Here is an 18023-nt window from a genome sequence, read left to right on the forward strand (position 1 = left end):
ATCAAACGAGCTAAAAGCAAATGAAAAACAGACAAAATTCATCTGAAATCAACCCAAATTACGGAATTTTATATATTGTTGCCACCCCCATCGGCAATTTAGGCGATATTACCCAACGAGCGTTAGATACCCTTTCCTCTGTCGATTTAGTCGCCGCCGAAGACACCCGCCACAGCGGTTTATTGCTGAGCCATTACGGTATTAAAAAACCGTTTTTTGCCTTGCACGACCATAACGAACAGCAGAAAGCGGTCGTTTTAGTCGAAAAATTAGCAAAAGGGGAAAATATTGCGTTAATTTCCGATGCCGGAACGCCACTGATTAGCGACCCGGGCTTTCATCTTGTCCGTCATTGCCGCCAAGCCGGGGTAAAAGTTGTGCCGATCCCCGGGGCTTGTGCCGCTGTTACTGCCTTATGTGCTTCAGGCATAGCTTCAGACCGTTTTTGTTTTGAAGGGTTCTTACCGGCAAAAACAAAATCCCGTTGCGATAAACTTACCGAGCTTGAAAACGAGCCTCGCACACTGATTTTTTATGAATCCACCCACCGTATTTTAGACACTCTTGCCGATATGCAGACTGTTTTTGGCGAAGATCGCTATGTGGTAATGGCGCGTGAAATCACGAAAACGTGGGAAACCATTTATGGAGATCAACTGGGTAACTTAATTGAATGGCTAAATGAGGATAGCAACCGAATTAAAGGCGAAATTGTTCTGGTGGTTGAAGGTAAACCGCAAAGTAGTGAGGAAGCCTTTTCCAGCCAAGCGATCAAATTACTGACATTACTCTGCCAAGAACTCCCGCTTAAAAAAGCCGCTGCCATTGTGGCAGAAACCTTCGGCTATAAGAAAAATGCCCTGTATCAATATGGATTGGAGCATTTTGAGTAACATACAAGCGGTCAGATTTTGTGAGTTTTTTGCAGATTGGCACTCCCCTCTCTCTGAAAAATGTTTCTGAACGAAACATTTCCCGGTCTCAATACTCGCTACGCTCGCTCCTTCGGAGCCGTTGGCAAAGCCAACGTTCAAATGTAAACATTTGTCCCATAAGGGGAGAGAGCTAAATTATTCGCTTGTCGACCCCTCTCCACTCGTGGGAGAGGGACAGATTCTTCTTCGTTCAGAAGAAAAATCAGGGAGAGGGGGAAGTTTCTCGCACTAAATTCCGATAAGCATACGCCATAATCGCAAACATCAACAGCAAGTAAAGCGGTAATAATTGAATGCTGATAGCATTAGCAATAAAGCCGAAAATCGGTGGCAATAACAGGACGCCGATATAGGCACTTGCCATTTGCACGCCGATCACCGATTGAGATTTGTCCTCGCCGAAAAACGCAGGGGTCGAATGAATTAAGCACGGGAAAATCGGGGCACAACCTAGCCCGATAATAATTAAACTTGCCAGCGTAACATATTTGCCTAACGGCAAGCACAGTATCGCAATGCCGACTAAGATCAAGGCTGAACCAAGTTTAATCATTTGTCTGTTGCTAAATTTAAGCGTCAAGAAGCCACTTACGCCTCTGCCAACGGTAACGCCGATAAAGAAAATACTGCCGAACGCAGCCGCTTGTTCTAAGCCGACATCTTTAACCATTACAAAATAGCTACTCGCCCACAGTCCGGCGGTTTGTTCTACGCCACAATAGCCAAAAAAAGCTAAAATGCCATATTTCACGCCCGGAATTTTTAGCGTTTCTTTTAAGCTCATCGGTTTTGCCGAATGGTTGATTTCAGCGGTAATCTGCTTGCGTAATTTCCAAAAAGGCAGTGAGCAAAACAGCATTAGCGTTAGCCCGATTTGTAACATTGAAATGGTGAAATAGCCTGCCTCCCAGCCTCGCCCTTGCAATAAGGCGTAGCCTAAAATGTGCGGCCCGATAGAAGCTCCAACGCCCCACATACAATGCAGCCAGCTCATATGGCGGCTTGCGTAGTGAACTGCTACATAGTTATTCAACGCCGCATCAACCGCTCCAGCCCCTAAGCCGTAAGGAATTGCCCATAAACATAAGATCCAGAAAGCATCACTGATTGAAAAGCCCCACAATGCTAAAGCCGTTAAGGCAACGCTGATGACCATTACTTTGCCTGTGCCGAGATGGTAGGTCAGTTTGTCCGACATTAAGCTAGAGGTAATAGTGCCAATCGACATAATCATCGAGACCACACCGGCATAGGAAAGCGGAACAGCAAGCTGTTGGTGCATTGACGGCCACGCCGAGCCTAAAATTGCATCAGGCAACCCAAGGCTGATAAAAGAGAGATAAATAATAGCGAGTAGGAGGTTAGTCATAGCTTACAATCGGTCACAAAAAGCATCGCTTTTTGAACGTTGGCTCTGCCAACGGGAGCGAAGCTGTGAACAATCCTTACAAGGATTGTGAATAATTTTTGATAAATTTTTTGTAAAAAAATGGCTTAAGGAGACCTTAAGCCAAATTTTATTATTTCACTTCTGCCAAATAGGCCTTATTAGCACGGTCAAAGGTGTCTAATACGGCTTTGCTTGGCATTGGCGTGATAAGTGATACCACAATGATCATTAGGGTAGCAGCAATAAAGCCCGGGATCATCGAGTAAATTTCCGGTAAGGCGAGCTTAAGTGTAATATCGCCCCAAAAATGCACGATTAACGCACCGGTCAGCATTCCGGCAATCGCCCCAAAACCGTTCATACGTTTCCAGAATAGTGAAAGCAATACCACAGGCCCAAATGCCGAGCCGAAACCTGCCCACGCATTACGCACTAAGCCAAATACTTTGCTGTCCGGGTCTTGGGCAATATAAATAGCTAATGCTGCCACCGCAAGCACCATCAAGCGGCTTAACCAAACCAGTTCTTTATCGGAGGCTTGAGGGCGTAAAATGCCTTTGTATAAATCTTCGGTAATCGCACTTGAACAAATCAGTAATTGAGCGGAAAGGGTACTCATTACCGCAGCAAGAATGGCAGATAATAAAATGCCGGCTACCCAAGGGTTAAATAACAATTTAGCTAATTCAATGAAAATTTGTTCCGGATTTTTGCTGATATTGCCGACTTGCTCCGGGTGTCCGAAGAAATATGCCATACCAAAATAACCAATACCGATTGCACCTAATAAGCAAATCACCATCCAAGTCATACTGATACGGCGTGCATTTTCAAGAGACTTCACACTTTCTGCCGCCATAAAACGCACCACAATATGCGGTTGTCCGAAATAACCCAGCCCCCACGCCATTAAGCTGATAATGCCTAATACGCTGGTGCCGGTGAAAATGTCGTTGTAGTCTTTTTGTGCCATCTCGCCTGCACGATCAATTAAGGCTTGCATTTCATCAAAACCACCTAAGTTATACATCACAAAAAACGGGGTAAGAATCAGGGCAAAAACCATTAATGAAGCTTGAATAGTATCCGTCCAACTTACTGCTAAGAAACCACCAATAAAGGTGTAAAGAATGGTAGCAACAGCCCCATACCAAATTGCTTGGTGGTAAGGTAAGCCAAATAAGTTTTCAAATACTCTCGCACCGGCCACGACGCCCGATGCACAGTAAATTGCAAAAAAGAGTAAAAAAATGACCGCTGATAAAATCTTAATTAAACGGGTTTTATCGCCAAAACGATTGTGGAAGTATTCGGGTAAGGTTAAGGCATCGCCACTGTGTTCCGTGTGAGAGCGTAATCTGCCTGCGACTAATTTCCAGTTTAAATAAGCACCGATAGTTAAACCGATAGCAATCCAGCCTTCTATCAAACCGCCTGCATAAACGGCTCCGGGTAATCCCATCAGCAACCAGCCGGACATATCTGATGCACCGGCAGAAAGTGCGGTCACAAAGCTACCTAAACGGCGACCGCCTAAAATATAGTCTGAAAGGTTATTGGTAACACGATAGGCAATAAAGCCGATGGCAATCATTCCTAGAATATAGACAACAAACATAATTGTTGTTGGATCAAGACCAAACATTATTAATGAATCCTCAAGATTTCTTATTGTATAAAGATTAAAGTGAGTAAAGGGTAAAAGATTACCTGAAATAATCAAAATGGCAACACAAAATTACCGTCCGCCCAGCTCAGCTGAAATTTTTTCTGCTGTTTCTTGAATAGCCGGTAGTAGATTTTCCCGCCCCAGCTGATTTAAACGAGCAGTTGAAAGCGAAACAGAAATCGCATAATGGACTTTTTGTTGGTGATCAAAAATCGGGCAAGCAATACAAGAAACCCCTAATTCATTTTCTTCGTTATCCATTGCAAAACCTTGACGGCGAATGGTTTCCAGCTCGGTTTGCATTCCGTCAATCGTGGTGATGGTATTGACCGTCAGTTTTTGAATGATGTCCGATTTAGTCTGCCAATATTGTGGAATGTAATCTGCCGAACCATAAGCAAGAAACAGTTTTCCCATTCCCGAGCAATAGAGTTGCATTTGTTGCCCGATATAGGCTCGGGTACGCATCATTCCGGTGGTAGCTTCTAATTTATTGATTAAAATAGCGTGATCGTTTTCCCGCATCGCAAAATTTACCGTCTCGCCTAAGGTTAAATTTAGGGCTTCTAAATGTGGGGCGGCAATATGCAAAATGTTAATCGAACTTAAGGCTCGCTGCCCGATTGCCAAACATTTGGTGGTTAAACGATAACTGCCCGCAGTCGGTGCAGGGCGGACGTAGCCCTCTTGTTGTAAGCCTTGTAGCAGACGGTGAACCGTGCTTTTGTTCAGCCCCGAAAGCTCGGCTAAATGGGCAAGCGGACAGCCGTTTGGGAATTTCGCTAACAATTCCAATAGTGTTAAGCCACGAATTAAACTTTGATTTCCACTCGATTCCTTTTCTTTCTTTGCATTCATTTGGCTGCTCCCAAAATAATATGATCTAACGGCATATCCCAACTCTCAATCGGTAATTGTTCGACTTGCTGACATTCGTGTGCCAAACCGACACTAATCAGATGAGGTGCTTGAGCAAGGGTTCTATCATAAAAGCCACCTCCCATTCCCAGCCGATTTCCGGCTTTATCACAAGCAACAAGTGGGGTAAAAATCATCTCTAATTCTTGCAACGGAAGGATATTTCTAACATCTAATATCGGCTCTTGAATCCCCAAGCGGTTAAATTTTAGAATAGTTTTGCAATTGTAATTTACAAACAATAATTGACCGCTTGTAAAAGGGTGCAACAGCGGCAGATACAGCTTTTTGCCCTGTTGAAGTAATTGTTCCATTAAAGGAATAGGAGAAATTTCACCGTTAAAAGGCAAATAAAAGGCAATATGTGAGGCTTGGTAAGATTCAATCAATGAAAGAGCTTGAGGAATAATGGATTCGGCTGCTTGAGTTTGCTGACCGGCAGTTAAACTTTGCCGTTTAAGCCGCATTGATTGCCGTAATTGGCTACGAAGATCGGTTAAAGATGATTGATTCATATAAAGACCCGAGATGCCGCTACCAGTAATGGTCCTTGAACCAGTCGGTTCAAGGGAGTCAAACTTAACTGCTTTTAGGCTTCTTACTCCTAATTAAATTAGGGTAAGCTTGCTCACCAGCGTTAGATGTCCAACTCAAAGTTTCAAATTATCGGCTCAGGGACGTAACTCGTAACGCACACCCCAGGCAAGACTTATAGTAACGGAATTTGATGATTTTTCCTAGTATTTAATCCCACAAAATGCAAATTCTCAATCTTTTTGGCTCTATTCCTAATCAATTCGATTAAAAATTACCTAATTGGATTGAAATTTGCCAAGCGAATTATCTAACTGCTCAATACAAGCCACCAACACATTTTTATTTTCTGCATTTTGGCGTTGGGCTTGCTCCAGTTCATAATTTAAATTCAGTGCCACAATCGCTAACACTTTTTCAAGCTGAATAATGCCGGACTGCTCTTTCAATACCGCCACACGCTCTTCCAAACGCTGTGCTGAAGCCAGTAAATGCTCTTGCTGTTCAACAGGGCATTGCAAGCGTAAAACCTGCCCAAAAATCTGTAGTTCGATATTATTTGCCGACATAAATACGAAATCCTCACTTAATCGCAAAATTTTTGCTATATTATGCCATTCTTTAGCAAAATCACAAATAATCCCATTATGGCTATCACAGATTCCCAACAATTTAAACAACTGGTATCACAATTACAAATTGATGATACACCGGCAGAGTTTCACGGTTTTTTATGCGGTTTAATTGCCGGCGGTATTCAAGATGAGTCTTGGAAAACCCTCACCTACCAATTTACCAATGACGGACACGCATTTTCCATCGAGCCGTTAAACACTTTAACCGATTTTTATCAGCAATTAAGTGAAAGCTTTTCAGAAGCCAACACGCTGTTTAGCCTTTGGTTGCCACAAAACGAAGAAGATGGTTTTGCCTTAGCTGATGGTATCTCCGAATGGACAAACAGTTTCTTACTTGGACTTGGCGTTGCTCAACCTAAATTACAACAAGAAACCGATGAGGTTGGCGAGGCAATCGATGATTTAGATGAAATCGCCAAACTAGGCTACAGTGACGATGATAATAACGAGGAACTACTGGAGGCTGGCGAAGAAGTGTTGGAATATCTGCGAGTTTTAGCCTTATTCTTGCACAGCCATTTTGCTTTAGGCGTGCCGAAAACCGAAGAAAAGCCACCATTACACTAATGAATAAATACAAGCGGTTCAATTTCATCTCTATTTTGCAAATATATTATGCGGGGCGAAAAATATTTCGCCCCTACCAAAATCAAAGGAAAAACCAATGTCAGAATTAAAAAACGATCGCTATTTAAAAGCGTTATTGCGTGAACCTGTGGATATGACCCCGGTCTGGATGATGCGTCAAGCCGGGCGTTATTTGCCGGAATATAAAGCCACCCGAGCAGAAGCCGGCGATTTTATGTCACTCTGCCGTAACGCTGATTTAGCGTGTGAAGTCACCTTACAACCGCTACGCCGTTATGAACTCGATGCAGCTATCCTATTTTCCGATATTTTAACTGTGCCTGATGCAATGGGATTAGGTTTAAGTTTTGGTGCAGGTGAAGGCCCTAAATTTGCCCGCCCGGTGGCAAGCCTCAATGATGTCAATCAGCTACCGATTCCTGATCCGGAAGACGAGTTGCAATATGTAATGAATGCGGTGCGTACCATTCGCCGAGAATTGAAAGGCGAAGTGCCACTAATTGGTTTTTCTGGCAGCCCTTGGACACTCGCCACCTATATGGTGGAAGGTGGTTCAAGCAAAGCATTTACCAAAATCAAAAAAATGCTTTACGCTGAGCCTCACATTCTACACAAATTGCTGGACAAGTTAGCTGACAGTGTCATCTTATACTTAAATGCCCAAATCAAAGCCGGTGCTCAAGCGGTGATGGTATTCGACACTTGGGGCGGTGTATTGGCTCACGAGGATTACAAAGCCTTCTCATTACACTATATGCACAAAATTGTGGACGGCTTAATTCGAGAAAATGAAGGACGTAAAGTGCCTGTTACCCTATTCACCAAAGGCGGAGGCTTATGGTTAGAAGCGATTGCAGAAACGGGCTGCGATGCCGTTGGGCTAGATTGGACAGTCGATATTGCCGATGCTCGCCGCCGTATTGGCGACAAAGTTGCGTTGCAAGGCAATATGGATCCAAGCGTGCTGTATGCAAGCCCTGAACGAATCGAACAAGAAGTAAAAAACATTCTTGCCGGCTTCGGCAACGGCAGCGGACACGTCTTTAATCTTGGACACGGCATTCATTTAGATGTGCCGGTGGAAAGCCCGAAAGTGTTTGTTGATGCGATTCACAACTACTCGAAGCAGTATCATAAATAATGGATAAAATGCCCTCTCTCCTTGTGGGAGAGGGACAGATTTTTCTTTGTTCAGAAGAAAAATCAGGGAGAGGGGCAAGCGGTCATTTTTATACAGAATTTTGCAAAATCGTTCCCTTCTCTCTGAAAAATAAAGAAGGAAATACAATGAGAAACCCGATTCATAAACGCATGGAACATTTCGAGCCTTGGCAAAACACCACATTTATGGCGTGCCTATGCGAAAGAATGTACCCCAACTATCAGCTTTTTTGTGAAGTAACCGAACAGCCTGAAAAAGCTAAGGTATTCCAAAATATTTTAAATTTAGTCTGGGAATATTTAACCATAAAAGGGGCAAAAATTAATTTCGATAACCAACTGGAAAAATTAGAAGAAATCATTCCTGATGTGAACGAATATGCGTTTTTTGGTGTCTTACCTGCACAGGAAGCTTGCGAAGCCCTTTCTGAACTTCTTCACAGTATTATCGCTGGTTCAACCCTTGAACAAGCAATCCGCATCAGCCAAATTTCATTAGGCACAGTTGCCAGCTATTTGGAAATGCAACAAGATAAAGAACTGAACGAGCAAGAGCTAAAGAATTCTGAAGAAATTCAAGAAGAACTGGACGTACAGTGGCAAATATACCGCTTGCTAAACGAATGTGAAAAACGTGATCTTGATCTCATTTTTGAACTTAAAGATGAAATCAGAAGCAGCGGGATTAGTAATATCGGGTTAAATATTAACCAATAGCATTGATATTTGCAAAATCTTGCTTAATAATACTTTGAGAAATCTTAACTTTGAATTAAGCTATCGCAAGGTTTCAATAACTTCTCAGACGTTTTACGTCATTTATTAAAAACACATATCTTAGAGGATAAAACTATGAACAAAACTGAGTTAATCGATGCTATCGCCGCTGGTGCAAACTTAACCAAGAAAGATGCTAAAGCAGCATTAGAAGCAACTCTTGATGCAATCTCTGCAAGCTTAAAAGCAGGCGACGCTGTTCAATTAATCGGCTTCGGTACTTTTAAAGTAAATGAGCGTAAAGCACGTACTGGTCGTAACCCAAAAACTGGTGAAGAGATCAAAATTGCAGCAGCTAAAGTACCTGCATTCGTTTCAGGTAAAGCATTAAAAGATTTAGTAAAATAATTCTTTAAAGATATAAAAATAAAGCCTGGATTATAATCCAGGCTTTATTTTTAGCGTGTTTCGATAGCTACAGAGAAACTAAAAAGCACTATTTGCTTTCAATCGCTTTTTTCATTTCTTCAACTTTTGTTTCTGTCTCAACTTTCACTTCTGCTGCCTTCTCAGCTACTGCCTTTTTAGCTTCTTCTGCTTTATCTGCTGTTGCTTGAGTCGCATCACTTGCTGCTGCTTTTAGTTCTTCCACTTTAGCTTCAGTTGTGGCTTTTAACTCAGCAGCTTTCTCTGCTACTGCCTTTTTTGCCTCTTCTGTTTTATCTGTTGTTGCTTGAGCTGCATCATTTGCTGCTGCTTTTAGTTCTTCCACTTTAGCTTCAGTTGTGGTTTTTAACTCAGTGGCTTTCTCTGCCACTGCCTTTTTTGCCTCTTCTGTTTTATCTGCTGTTGCTTGAGCTGCATCATTTGCTGCCGCTTTCAACTCTTCAACCTTCGCTTCAGTAGCCGATTTAACTTCTGCAGCTTTTTCAGCTACAGCTTCTTTTACTTCAACCGCTTTGTCTGTAGTTGATTGCGCGGCTTCTTTTGCCTGATCACAAGCAGCAAGTGCCATAGTTGTACCTAACACTAATAATGATAAAAATGATTTTTTCATACCGAGTTCCTTAAATAAACTAAAAATAACGCACTTTGTAATAAAGTGCGTTTACTTAGGCAGAAAAATTGATAGAAAGTTCATACTTTGATAAAAAAATGCCTATTAGTTATAACTAATAGGCATTTAAACCAATTAATTGTACTTAACCATTGGTTGAACGAGGCGCTGACTGCACTTGGCTCACTGCGCTGGTATATCCGCCAAACCCTTTGCCATAGAAATAGTATTTAGAGTTTTGCCATTGGCTAATTTCGACTACTTCAAGCTTGTCACTTGGTGCAGAAGCAATGGTCATAGCGGCTTGGGTATGCTCAACACGAGAGAATGTACCTAATCTGCCGTTAAATCGATAATCGCTTTCGTAAGTTGATTTTGGCACTTCAATCGGGTTAGTAACCTCTTCCACAATCGCTGGTGCAACCGTTGCTTGCGATTGGAATTTACTGACTCGCTCATTTTTCTCTTTAACTAAATCACGTTCAGAATGCTGAGCAACAACACTACCAAATGGAGCAATATGCTCTTTTACCTCTACTGGTTTTACGTCTTCAGAAGCAACTTTTTCTTCTTTCGGTTTGGAAAGCTGTTCTTGCTTCTCCTTAACCAAATCACGGTTAGTTGCTTGTGCTACAAAGCCACCTAGCGGACTAACTGTATGAAGCTTCTTCTCTTCTGATTTTTTCTCTGTCTCAACAAGCTGATTTTCTTGCTGTTCAAGCATTTGATCAACAGATAAGAATGATGCTTTTTCCTCTACTTTGACAGTAGAGGTAACCTGAACCCAAACTTTACCGCTGGCAAGCTCCGGCGAAGCAACCGCTGATGTCAGAGGCATAGGCGAAGCTATTTGATTACGTTGATTATCACGACGACGTTGATTACCCACACGCAAATGGCGAGGTAAACGGCGTTGGCGGTTATTTTCACGTCCTTCGTTCGTTGTTTCTACCACAGGAACTGTTTCAACCGGCAACTCTTGAGTTGCAAGCGGTTGAATTTGCTGATTTTTTTGCACATTTTCAACTTGCTTCGCAACGGTTTCTTCAACTGCTGGCGTGAGGTTTTCTGCTTCCACGTCTTGTGTTTCAACACGCACTTTTTTGCGTAGGTCGCGACGTTGGCGGCGTTCGGTTTGAACCTCACGAGAGTTGCTACGACTCTCTTGCTCGGTTACGCCGGAAACTTCTTCCACTACCGCTCGGCGTGCTTTTTTCTCGCTACGCACCGGTTTTTCTTCCGCCGGAGTAGCTTGCGCTTGCACGGTTTTACGCTCTTGGTTTTCCGCTTTGGTATTGCGGTTCGGGCGTTCACGGCGTTGGCGACGATCACGCTGGTTGCGTGCTTTCGGCTTCGGTTTTTCTTCCACTTTTTCTTCGCTAAACCAGCCTTTAATGGTCGCAATTAAGCGGCTTAATAGCGATGGTTTTGGTGGTTCGGTAGGTGTTGGCGAAGGTTGGAGATTCAGCTCCGAGCTTTGTAACACAGACTCTACCGTAATCACCGGCTCGTTACGGGTAACCAGCACATCTTCTTGATGGTGATGATGTGGGTGTTCTTCCTCATTGCGAGCTTCATAATGCTTGGTTAAATCGTAGCTTAACGTTGGGGTAATTTCATTTTCACGCAGGCGATATACGCTGAAATGCGGTGTTTCCATACTTTCAGACGGTACTACAACAATTTGTACATCGTGGCGTTTTTCAATGCTGGAAATCGCTTTACGTTTTTCATTGAGTAAGTAGCTGGCGATTTGCACCGGCACAATGGTGTGAACCTGTGCAGTGTTTTCTTTGATTGCCTCTTCTTCTAATAAACGTAAAATTGACAGTGCGATTGATTCATTATCACGTACTTTACCCGTTCCCTGACAGCGAGGGCAGATATGCGATGAAGCCTCACTTAATGATGGGCTTAAACGCTGACGGCTCATTTCTAACAAACCGAAACGGGAAATACGGGCAAATTGGATTCTCGCACGGTCTTGGCGGGTTGCCTCACGAATACGGTTTTCCACTTCGCGTTGGTGGCGAACCGGCGTCATATCGATAAAGTCGATCACAATCAAACCGCCTAAGTCACGTAAACGTAACTGACGAGCAATTTCATCGGCTGCCTCTAAGTTAGTATTGAGTGCAGTTTCTTCAATATCGCCACCACGGGTCGAGCGTGAAGAGTTAATATCAATCGCGGTTAAGGCTTCTGTGACATCAATGACGATAGAGCCACCGGAAGGTAAACGCACTTCACGTTGGAACGCCGATTCGATTTGCGATTCAATTTGATAGTGGCTGAATAGTGGTACTTCGCCTTCGTATAATTTCACACGGTTGATGAAATCCGGGCGAACAAGGCGAATGTGGTTTTTGGCTTTCTCGAACACTTTTTTGTTGTCGATTAAGATTTCGCCAATATCACGGCGTAGATAGTCACGAATTGCACGCACAATCACGTCACTTTCTTGGTGAATTAAGAACGGAGCAGGGCGAGATTCCGCCGCTTTTTTAATCGCTTCCCAGTGGTGTAACAAGACTTTTAAGTCCCATTGTAACTCTTCCGGCGATTTGCCGACACCGGCGGTACGCACGATTAAGCCGACATCTTCCGGCACATCTAAGCAGTCTAATGCCTCTTTGAGTTCTAAACGCTCATCGCCTTCAATACGGCGGGAAATACCACCGGCACGAGGGTTGTTCGGCATTAAAACTAAGTAACTGCCCGCAAGCGAAATAAAAGTGGTTAAGGCAGCCCCTTTGTTGCCACGCTCTTCTTTGCTGACTTGAACAATCACTTCTTGCCCTTCTTGAATAATATCTTTGATATTCGGGCGACCGTTAAACACATAGTCTGACGGGAAGTATTCTCGGGAAATTTCTTTTAAAGGTAGGAAGCCGTGGCGTTCTGCACCGTAATCTACGAATGCAGCTTCAAGGCTTGGTTCGACACGGGTAATTTTACCCTTGTAGATATTGGATTTTTTCTGTTCGTGACCCGGGCTTTCAATGTCCAAGTCAAATAAGCGTTGCCCATCAACGAGGGCAACACGCAACTCTTCTTTTTGAGTTGCATTGATTAACATTCTTTTCATTGTGTTTTCTCATTATTTTGTTTTTGTCTTACACGGTCATTTTGACCCATTAATAAGGGAATGGATTTAATGTCTATCTCACGACTGTCTTCATTCCCGATAGTGCATTGATGGTTGTCTTACGTTTACTTTGTCTTGTCTTAAAGAAACTGCAAAATCAATCACTTAAGGCTTGTTTATCTCTATTACAAGCGGTTATTTTTGCTTTATTTTTTGCAATTTTCTATTGCTTTTTCAAGCCAAAAATAACGAGTCATTATCGCATTTTAACCCTGAAAAAGGCAAGGTAATTGTTGTATGGTAGCTGTTATTTGTTGTGGAGATGAATATAATGAAAATGAATGGGGTGATAAGGAAAAATAATGAGATTTAGTGTGAGTGCTGGAGATAAGCGTGAAATCCAAGCGGTTAAATTTGCAAAAAAAGAGCTAAATTTAACCGCTTGTAAAGCGAATATTATGCTTTTGCCGTCATTTTTTTCACTGCTTCTTCAGTGGTCCAGAGGTCATTTGCGATAATACGGTAGTTGGTTAATGCTGCAAGGTAGCCGTCACCTTCAGGAATACGAGGCCCTGCGGTTGCATCTTTCACCACTGTTACTTCAAAACCTTGTTCGATTAATTCACGCAAGTGTGAATCAATACATAAGTTGGCAGCCATACCGGCTAAAATTACTTGGTCGATTTTACGTTTGCGTAATTGCAGCACTAAGTCATTGGTTTCCGGTCCAAAGATTTTGTGTGGAGAGGCGATCACTGTTTTGCCATCAAAAATATATGGCTTGTACTCAGGCATAAAGTCTGCACCTGAATTTTCAAAGCCTTCCATGGTGTATTGACCTTTTCTTGCAAACATTCCGCTGTCGTGCATAAAGTGTTCGCCCGGTGAACCAAATTCCCATTTGTGATCGGTTGGGTAATAGTAGTGTGACGAAACAAAGGTTGGCATATCTACTGCTTTTGCTGCTTTAAATAAACTTTCAATATTCGCTACCGTGTTGTTCTCTTTTATTGAATCACCTAACACGCCCCACATCACGCCTTTCGGGCTTAGGAAATCAATTTGTGGATCAACTACCACTAATGCCACACGTTTTGGATCAATAGTCATTCCATGGCGTTTTAAACCGTATTGTTCCGGCTCGGCATAAGGTGATTTTTCTGCACTGGCTTGTTTTGCATTTGCTGTTGATGCAATACCTAATGCACCTAATACACTGGCTGCCATTGCAATACGAGAGCCGTGGTTAAGGGCTTGACGGCGTTCTTGGTTGATTTCTTCAAATTGTTCCTGTGACATCATTTTATCCTCATTAATAGATATACAAATTGTAATGATAACTTGCGTTACCGAACGGGTTGCTATTATAATGACTCCCTTCCGCTTGTTTTAACCGTTCGTCTCAATTGTTTACCCAAGGAGCTTAATGTGGATAGTTTGACTCATCTTTTTACCCAATTTCAGTTTCGTACGGACTTATTTCATCTAGGTCAGTTGTGCCAAATCGGGACTTTTAATGAAGAGAATAAAGGCTATTTACATTTTGTTCGCCAAGGACGTTTTATTTTAAATCAGGCTGCTGAACGCCCGATTACGATTGAACGCCCAGCGATTATTTTTTCACCGACCAATATTTTGCACAGTTTGCACCCGTTAGATGATAGTGGGTTAGATATCTTCTGCATTAATTTTGATTTTGGCAAAGGGATTCGCAACCCATTAACGCATACCTTGCACAATATTGTGATCTTAGAGTTGGCACAGTATCCGGAATTGGGGGTATTAGCCGATCAAATTTTTAGTGAAGTAAATCAGAAAGGGTGTGGTTATCAGGCAATGATCCACCATTTATGTGCCTATTTTACCTTGAAGGTTGCTCGTCAATGTTTAGAAAAAGGGTATATTCAAACAGGTTTGTTAAAAGGCTTGGCAGATAAGCAACTGGGGAAAGTGCTGTTAGCTATTCACAGTGCACCGGAACGAGATTGGAATGTAGAGGAGTTGGCAAATGTGGCATTAATGTCTCGCTCACGCTTTGCTGCTTATTTTAAACAAATTATGGGGGTTTCACCGATGGATTATCTCACTAACTGGCGAGTAGCGGTTGCCCAGCATTTATTACAAAAAGGGATACCGGTAGCATTGGTGGCAGAGCAAGTCGGTTATAGCCATAATGCTGCTCTCAGCCGTGTCTTTATGCGGGAATTAGGGCTTTCGCCTACCGAGTGGTTAGCTCAAAATAAAGAATCGTAACCTGATTGGCAATAAAGAGCAGAATGGTAAAAATATCAGAAATTTAACCGCTTGTTATGTTGCACAAGCGGTTAAATGTTGCCTTAAATGCCAAGAGAATCCCAAATTTCATCAATGCGTTTCACCACATTGTCATCTTTTTTGATTGGCGTTCCCCACTCTCTTGAGGTTTCACCCGCCCATTTATTGGTGGCATCAATCCCCATTTTTGAGCCAAGTCCGGCAATCGGTGAGGCAAAATCCAGATAGTCAATAGGGGTATTTTCGATGAGTGTGGTATCTCGTGCCGGATCGCACCTAGTAGTAATCGCCCAAATCACGTCTTTCCAATCTCGGGCATTCACATCATCATCGCACACAATCACAAACTTGGTGTACATAAATTGACGTAGGAACGACCAAACCCCCATCATCACCCGTTTGGCGTGTCCGGCATATTGTTTTTTCATTGTCACCACCGCTAAACGGTAAGAACAGCCTTCAGGTGGCAAGTAGAAATCGACAATTTCCGGAAACTGTTTTTGCAAAATCGGAATAAAGACTTCGTTTAACGCCTCGCCTAACACTGCCGGTTCATCAGGTGGTCTGCCGGTGTAAGTGGAGTGATAAATCGCATCTTTTCGCATAGTAATATGGGTAACGGTAAATACCGGAAAATACTCTTGCTCGTTGTAGTAGCCGGTGTGATCGCCATAAGGGCCTTCCAATGCGGTTTCTTCCAGATCGATATAGCCCTCCAGCACAATTTCGCTACTTGCCGGCACTTCTAACTCATTGGAAATAGATTTGACCACTTCGGTTTTATGCCCTCGCAACAGCCCTGCGAACGCATATTCCGAAAGCGTATCCGGCACAGGGGTGACTGCCGCTAAAATAGTGGCTGGATCTGCACCAATCGCAACCGACACCGGAAACGGTTTACCCGGGTTTTCGGCTTTCCACTCTTGGAAGTCCAACGCACCACCACGGTGGGAAAGCCAACGCATAATCAGTTTGTTTTTGCCGATAAGTTGCTGACGATAAATGCCTAAATTCTGGCGTTTTTTGTAAGGCCCTTGCGTAATCGTCAGCCCCCAAGTGACCAGCGGAGCGACATCACCCGGCCAACAGTGCATAATCGGTAATTTGTAGAGATCAACCTCATCACCCGAAATCACCACTTGCTGACAATCGGCTTTGCTCAGTACCTTAGGCGGCATATTTAAAATTTGCTTCCATTGTGGCAGTTGCCCGATCAAATCTTTAAACCCTTTCGGTGGTTCAGGCTCTTTTAAAAAGGCAAGTAACTTGCCCAGCTCACGCAGAGCTTTGGTATCTTCTTGCCCCATTCCCAGAGCTACCCGTTTGGGCGTGCCGAATAAATTACACAACACCGACATTTGATAGCCTTTCGGGTTTTCAAACAGTAATGCCGGCCCGCCTTTGCGTAAGGTGCGGTCGGCGATTTCTGTCATTTCTAAATAAGGATCGATTTCTTGCTGAATACGGACTAATTCACCCTGAGACTCAAGGAAATCGAGAAATTCACGGAGATTTTTATACTTCATAGCGGTCATATTTTTCGATTTTTTTGCAAGTATATAGAAAAACGTAAATGAAAAATACCCATAAAAAATTTATAGAAATTTTGTTTTATTTTGTTAGAATAGCTCGGTTCAAATTAAATGCCATAAGGGGAATTTTATGTTTAAAAGAACATTAATCGGTCTAGCCGTGTTAGGTGCAAGTGTTGCTCAAGCGGATGTATTAACCAGTATTAAGCCTTTAGGCTTTATTGCCAGTGCCATTACCGAAGGGGTAACTGAAACTAAAGTATTATTACCGGTAACTGCCTCTCCACACGATTACAGCTTAAAACCTTCAGATGTGACTCAATTACAATCTGCTCAATTAGTGGTTTGGGTGGGTGACGGCTTGGAAGGCTTTTTAGAAAAAAGTATTGAAAAACTGCCGAAAGAAAAAGTATTAACCCTTGAAGATGTTGATGCGATTGATGATATTGTCGATAAAGCAAGCAAAAAAGAAGATAAAGACGATGATCACGATCATAAACATGAACATAAGCACGAACACAAGCACGAGCATAAACACGAAGGGCATAATCACGAAGGACATAACCACGATCATCACGGACATAGCCACGATGAAGATTGGCATATTTGGCTCTCAAGCGAGGCAAGTGAGCTGGCAGCAGAGCAAATTGCGGCACGTTTAAGCGAACAAATGCCTGAACACAAAGCGAAAATTGCGGAAAATCTTGCAAAATTTAAAGCAAATTTAACCGCTAAAAAAGCCGAAATTGCGAAACAATTAGAGCCGGTAAAAGCCAAAGGTTACTACACATTCCACGATGCTTACGGCTATTTTGAAAGAGAATATGGTTTAAATTCATTGGGTTCATTTACCATTAACCCAACTGTTGCCCCGGGTGCAAAAACACTTACAGCAATCAAGAAAAACATTGCGAAAAACAAAGCACAATGTTTATTTGCCGAGCCGCAATTTACGCCGAAAGTAATTGAAACCTTAGCAAAAGAAACTAAAGTAAATGTTGGCCAATTAGACCCACTCGGTGCAAAAGTTCAGTTAAGTGCGACTGCTTACCCTGAATTTTTACAAGTTTTGGCTGACGAATTTAGCCAATGTTTAACAAAATAAGTTAAAAATCCCCCATTTAAATATAAATGGGGGATTTTGCGATTACATCACTTAAGCTTTTTTTAAGAATTCTGATTTCAACATAATTTTACCGCAATCGACATTATGGTCACCTTGAGCTAAACGGATTCCTTTGAATTTTGTACCTTTTTTCAGTACTTCAGACGAGCCTTTTAATTTTAAATCTTTGATTAATAATACATCGTCCCCGTCAGATAATAAATTGCCATTACTGTCTTTTACAATTAGCACATCATCATCTTGATCCGTTTCTTCGCCCGTCCATTCATACGCACAATCCGGGCAAACAAATTGAATTGAGTCGTGGTAAGTATTTTCGCTTTTACATTCAGGGCAGGTTGGGTAAATCATTTTAATTCCTCAAATTAATAAAGAACCAGATTATATACCGAAATC

17 protein-coding genes and 1 other RNA gene are annotated in these 18023 nt (G+C 42.5%); 7 read left to right on the top strand and 11 right to left on the bottom strand.

The window, feature by feature from the left end; all coding sequences use genetic code 11:
* The first annotated feature begins 20 nt into the window (after positions 1-20).
* Positions 21-893 carry a 16S rRNA (cytidine(1402)-2'-O)-methyltransferase gene (gene rsmI / locus EDC41_RS06180; RefSeq protein WP_006250859.1) on the top strand — a complete coding sequence of 291 codons (873 nt, stop codon included), beginning with the start codon at positions 21-23 and terminating at the stop codon, positions 891-893.
* 244 nt (positions 894-1137) lie between these two features.
* Here the strand turns inward: rsmI and EDC41_RS06190 are convergent, their stop codons facing one another.
* The 6 genes from EDC41_RS06190 to EDC41_RS06215 all read right to left on the bottom strand — a co-directional run bounded on the left by EDC41_RS06190 (position 1138) and on the right by EDC41_RS06215 (position 6015).
* Complete coding sequence (locus tag EDC41_RS06190; protein ID WP_006250858.1) at positions 1138-2304, bottom strand: MFS transporter; 1167 nt, start codon at positions 2302-2304, stop codon at positions 1138-1140.
* Positions 2305-2455: 151 nt separating this feature from the next.
* Positions 2456-3970: a sodium/proline symporter PutP gene (gene putP / locus EDC41_RS06195; protein ID WP_006250857.1), complete on the bottom strand. Its 1515-nt coding sequence runs from the start codon at positions 3968-3970 to the stop codon at positions 2456-2458.
* A gap of 93 nt (positions 3971-4063) precedes the next feature.
* Positions 4064-4852, bottom strand: a complete 789-nt coding sequence (locus tag EDC41_RS06200; RefSeq protein WP_006250353.1) for an IclR family transcriptional regulator — start codon at positions 4850-4852, stop codon at positions 4064-4066.
* Positions 4849-5427, bottom strand: coding sequence for a 5-formyltetrahydrofolate cyclo-ligase (locus tag EDC41_RS06205; RefSeq protein WP_006250352.1), 579 nt, complete (start codon positions 5425-5427; stop codon positions 4849-4851). The genes EDC41_RS06200 and EDC41_RS06205 overlap by 4 nt, the downstream gene beginning before the upstream one ends.
* A 1-nt stretch (position 5428) precedes the next feature.
* Positions 5429-5620, bottom strand: a non-coding RNA gene (ssrS, locus tag EDC41_RS06210) — 6S RNA.
* A gap of 104 nt (positions 5621-5724) precedes the next feature.
* On the bottom strand, positions 5725-6015 hold the full coding sequence (locus EDC41_RS06215; protein ID WP_006250856.1) for a cell division protein ZapA: 291 nt from the start codon (positions 6013-6015) through the stop codon (positions 5725-5727).
* 78 nt (positions 6016-6093) lie between these two features.
* Here EDC41_RS06215 and EDC41_RS06220 point away from each other — a divergent pair, with 78 nt between their 5' ends.
* The 4 genes from EDC41_RS06220 to EDC41_RS06235 all read left to right on the top strand — a co-directional run bounded on the left by EDC41_RS06220 (position 6094) and on the right by EDC41_RS06235 (position 8958).
* A complete protein-coding gene (locus tag EDC41_RS06220) occupies positions 6094-6651 on the top strand; it encodes a UPF0149 family protein (protein WP_006250350.1) in 558 nt (185 codons plus the stop codon).
* 97 nt (positions 6652-6748) lie between these two features.
* Positions 6749-7813: a uroporphyrinogen decarboxylase gene (gene hemE, locus EDC41_RS06225; protein ID WP_006250854.1), complete on the top strand. Its 1065-nt coding sequence runs from the start codon at positions 6749-6751 to the stop codon at positions 7811-7813.
* A gap of 146 nt (positions 7814-7959) precedes the next feature.
* A complete protein-coding gene (locus tag EDC41_RS06230) occupies positions 7960-8550 on the top strand; it encodes a YjaG family protein (protein ID WP_020824246.1) in 591 nt (196 codons plus the stop codon).
* Between the two features lie 117 nt (positions 8551-8667).
* Positions 8668-8958: an HU family DNA-binding protein gene (locus EDC41_RS06235; protein WP_226318009.1), complete on the top strand. Its 291-nt coding sequence runs from the start codon at positions 8668-8670 to the stop codon at positions 8956-8958.
* A gap of 88 nt (positions 8959-9046) precedes the next feature.
* On the opposite strand, the gene EDC41_RS06240 is transcribed toward EDC41_RS06235, so the two are convergent.
* The 3 genes from EDC41_RS06240 to EDC41_RS06250 all read right to left on the bottom strand — a co-directional run bounded on the left by EDC41_RS06240 (position 9047) and on the right by EDC41_RS06250 (position 13997).
* Positions 9047-9607: a hypothetical protein gene (locus EDC41_RS06240; RefSeq protein ID WP_006249749.1), complete on the bottom strand. Its 561-nt coding sequence runs from the start codon at positions 9605-9607 to the stop codon at positions 9047-9049.
* A gap of 145 nt (positions 9608-9752) precedes the next feature.
* Positions 9753-12695, bottom strand: a complete 2943-nt coding sequence (gene rne, locus EDC41_RS06245; protein WP_006251629.1) for a ribonuclease E — start codon at positions 12693-12695, stop codon at positions 9753-9755.
* A gap of 456 nt (positions 12696-13151) precedes the next feature.
* The gene (locus EDC41_RS06250; RefSeq protein ID WP_006251630.1) at positions 13152-13997 is read right to left on the bottom strand and encodes a cysteine hydrolase family protein; all 846 of its coding nucleotides are present in this window, start codon (positions 13995-13997) and stop codon (positions 13152-13154) included.
* A 126-nt stretch (positions 13998-14123) separates the two neighbouring features.
* Between EDC41_RS06250 and EDC41_RS06255 the strand changes: the two genes are divergently transcribed.
* Positions 14124-14948, top strand: coding sequence for an AraC family transcriptional regulator (locus tag EDC41_RS06255; protein ID WP_006251631.1), 825 nt, complete (start codon positions 14124-14126; stop codon positions 14946-14948).
* A gap of 83 nt (positions 14949-15031) precedes the next feature.
* Here EDC41_RS06255 and ubiD read toward each other — a convergent pair whose 3' ends face one another.
* A complete protein-coding gene (gene ubiD / locus EDC41_RS06260) occupies positions 15032-16495 on the bottom strand; it encodes a 4-hydroxy-3-polyprenylbenzoate decarboxylase (RefSeq protein WP_032844835.1) in 1464 nt (487 codons plus the stop codon).
* 136 nt (positions 16496-16631) lie between these two features.
* Between ubiD and znuA the strand changes: the two genes are divergently transcribed.
* Positions 16632-17606 (top strand): zinc ABC transporter substrate-binding protein ZnuA, encoded by a 975-nt coding sequence (znuA, locus tag EDC41_RS06265; protein ID WP_006251634.1) that lies wholly within the window; start codon positions 16632-16634, stop codon positions 17604-17606.
* Between the two features lie 51 nt (positions 17607-17657).
* Here znuA and EDC41_RS06270 read toward each other — a convergent pair whose 3' ends face one another.
* On the bottom strand, positions 17658-17978 hold the full coding sequence (locus EDC41_RS06270; protein ID WP_006249742.1) for a zinc ribbon domain-containing protein YjdM: 321 nt from the start codon (positions 17976-17978) through the stop codon (positions 17658-17660).
* Positions 17979-18023 lie beyond the last annotated feature (45 nt).

The sequence above is a fragment of the Mannheimia haemolytica genome, from assembly GCF_004342115.1.
Taxonomy (GTDB): domain Bacteria; phylum Pseudomonadota; class Gammaproteobacteria; order Enterobacterales; family Pasteurellaceae; genus Mannheimia; species Mannheimia haemolytica.

Coding starts and splice junctions, on each gene's coding strand:
- rsmI (WP_006250859.1), top strand. CDS start 21: ATGAAAAACAGACAAAATTCATCTGAAATCAACCCAAATTACGGAATT.
- putP (WP_006250857.1), bottom strand. CDS start 3,970: ATGTTTGGTCTTGATCCAACAACAATTATGTTTGTTGTCTATATTCTA.
- EDC41_RS06230 (WP_020824246.1), top strand. CDS start 7,960: ATGAGAAACCCGATTCATAAACGCATGGAACATTTCGAGCCTTGGCAA.
- hemE (WP_006250854.1), top strand. CDS start 6,749: ATGTCAGAATTAAAAAACGATCGCTATTTAAAAGCGTTATTGCGTGAA.
- EDC41_RS06190 (WP_006250858.1), bottom strand. CDS start 2,304: ATGACTAACCTCCTACTCGCTATTATTTATCTCTCTTTTATCAGCCTT.
- EDC41_RS06270 (WP_006249742.1), bottom strand. CDS start 17,978: ATGATTTACCCAACCTGCCCTGAATGTAAAAGCGAAAATACTTACCAC.
- EDC41_RS06200 (WP_006250353.1), bottom strand. CDS start 4,852: ATGAATGCAAAGAAAGAAAAGGAATCGAGTGGAAATCAAAGTTTAATT.
- EDC41_RS06250 (WP_006251630.1), bottom strand. CDS start 13,997: ATGATGTCACAGGAACAATTTGAAGAAATCAACCAAGAACGCCGTCAA.
- ubiD (WP_032844835.1), bottom strand. CDS start 16,495: ATGAAGTATAAAAATCTCCGTGAATTTCTCGATTTCCTTGAGTCTCAG.
- EDC41_RS06215 (WP_006250856.1), bottom strand. CDS start 6,015: ATGTCGGCAAATAATATCGAACTACAGATTTTTGGGCAGGTTTTACGC.
- EDC41_RS06205 (WP_006250352.1), bottom strand. CDS start 5,427: ATGAATCAATCATCTTTAACCGATCTTCGTAGCCAATTACGGCAATCA.
- rne (WP_006251629.1), bottom strand. CDS start 12,695: ATGAAAAGAATGTTAATCAATGCAACTCAAAAAGAAGAGTTGCGTGTT.
- znuA (WP_006251634.1), top strand. CDS start 16,632: ATGTTTAAAAGAACATTAATCGGTCTAGCCGTGTTAGGTGCAAGTGTT.
- EDC41_RS06220 (WP_006250350.1), top strand. CDS start 6,094: ATGGCTATCACAGATTCCCAACAATTTAAACAACTGGTATCACAATTA.
- EDC41_RS06240 (WP_006249749.1), bottom strand. CDS start 9,607: ATGAAAAAATCATTTTTATCATTATTAGTGTTAGGTACAACTATGGCA.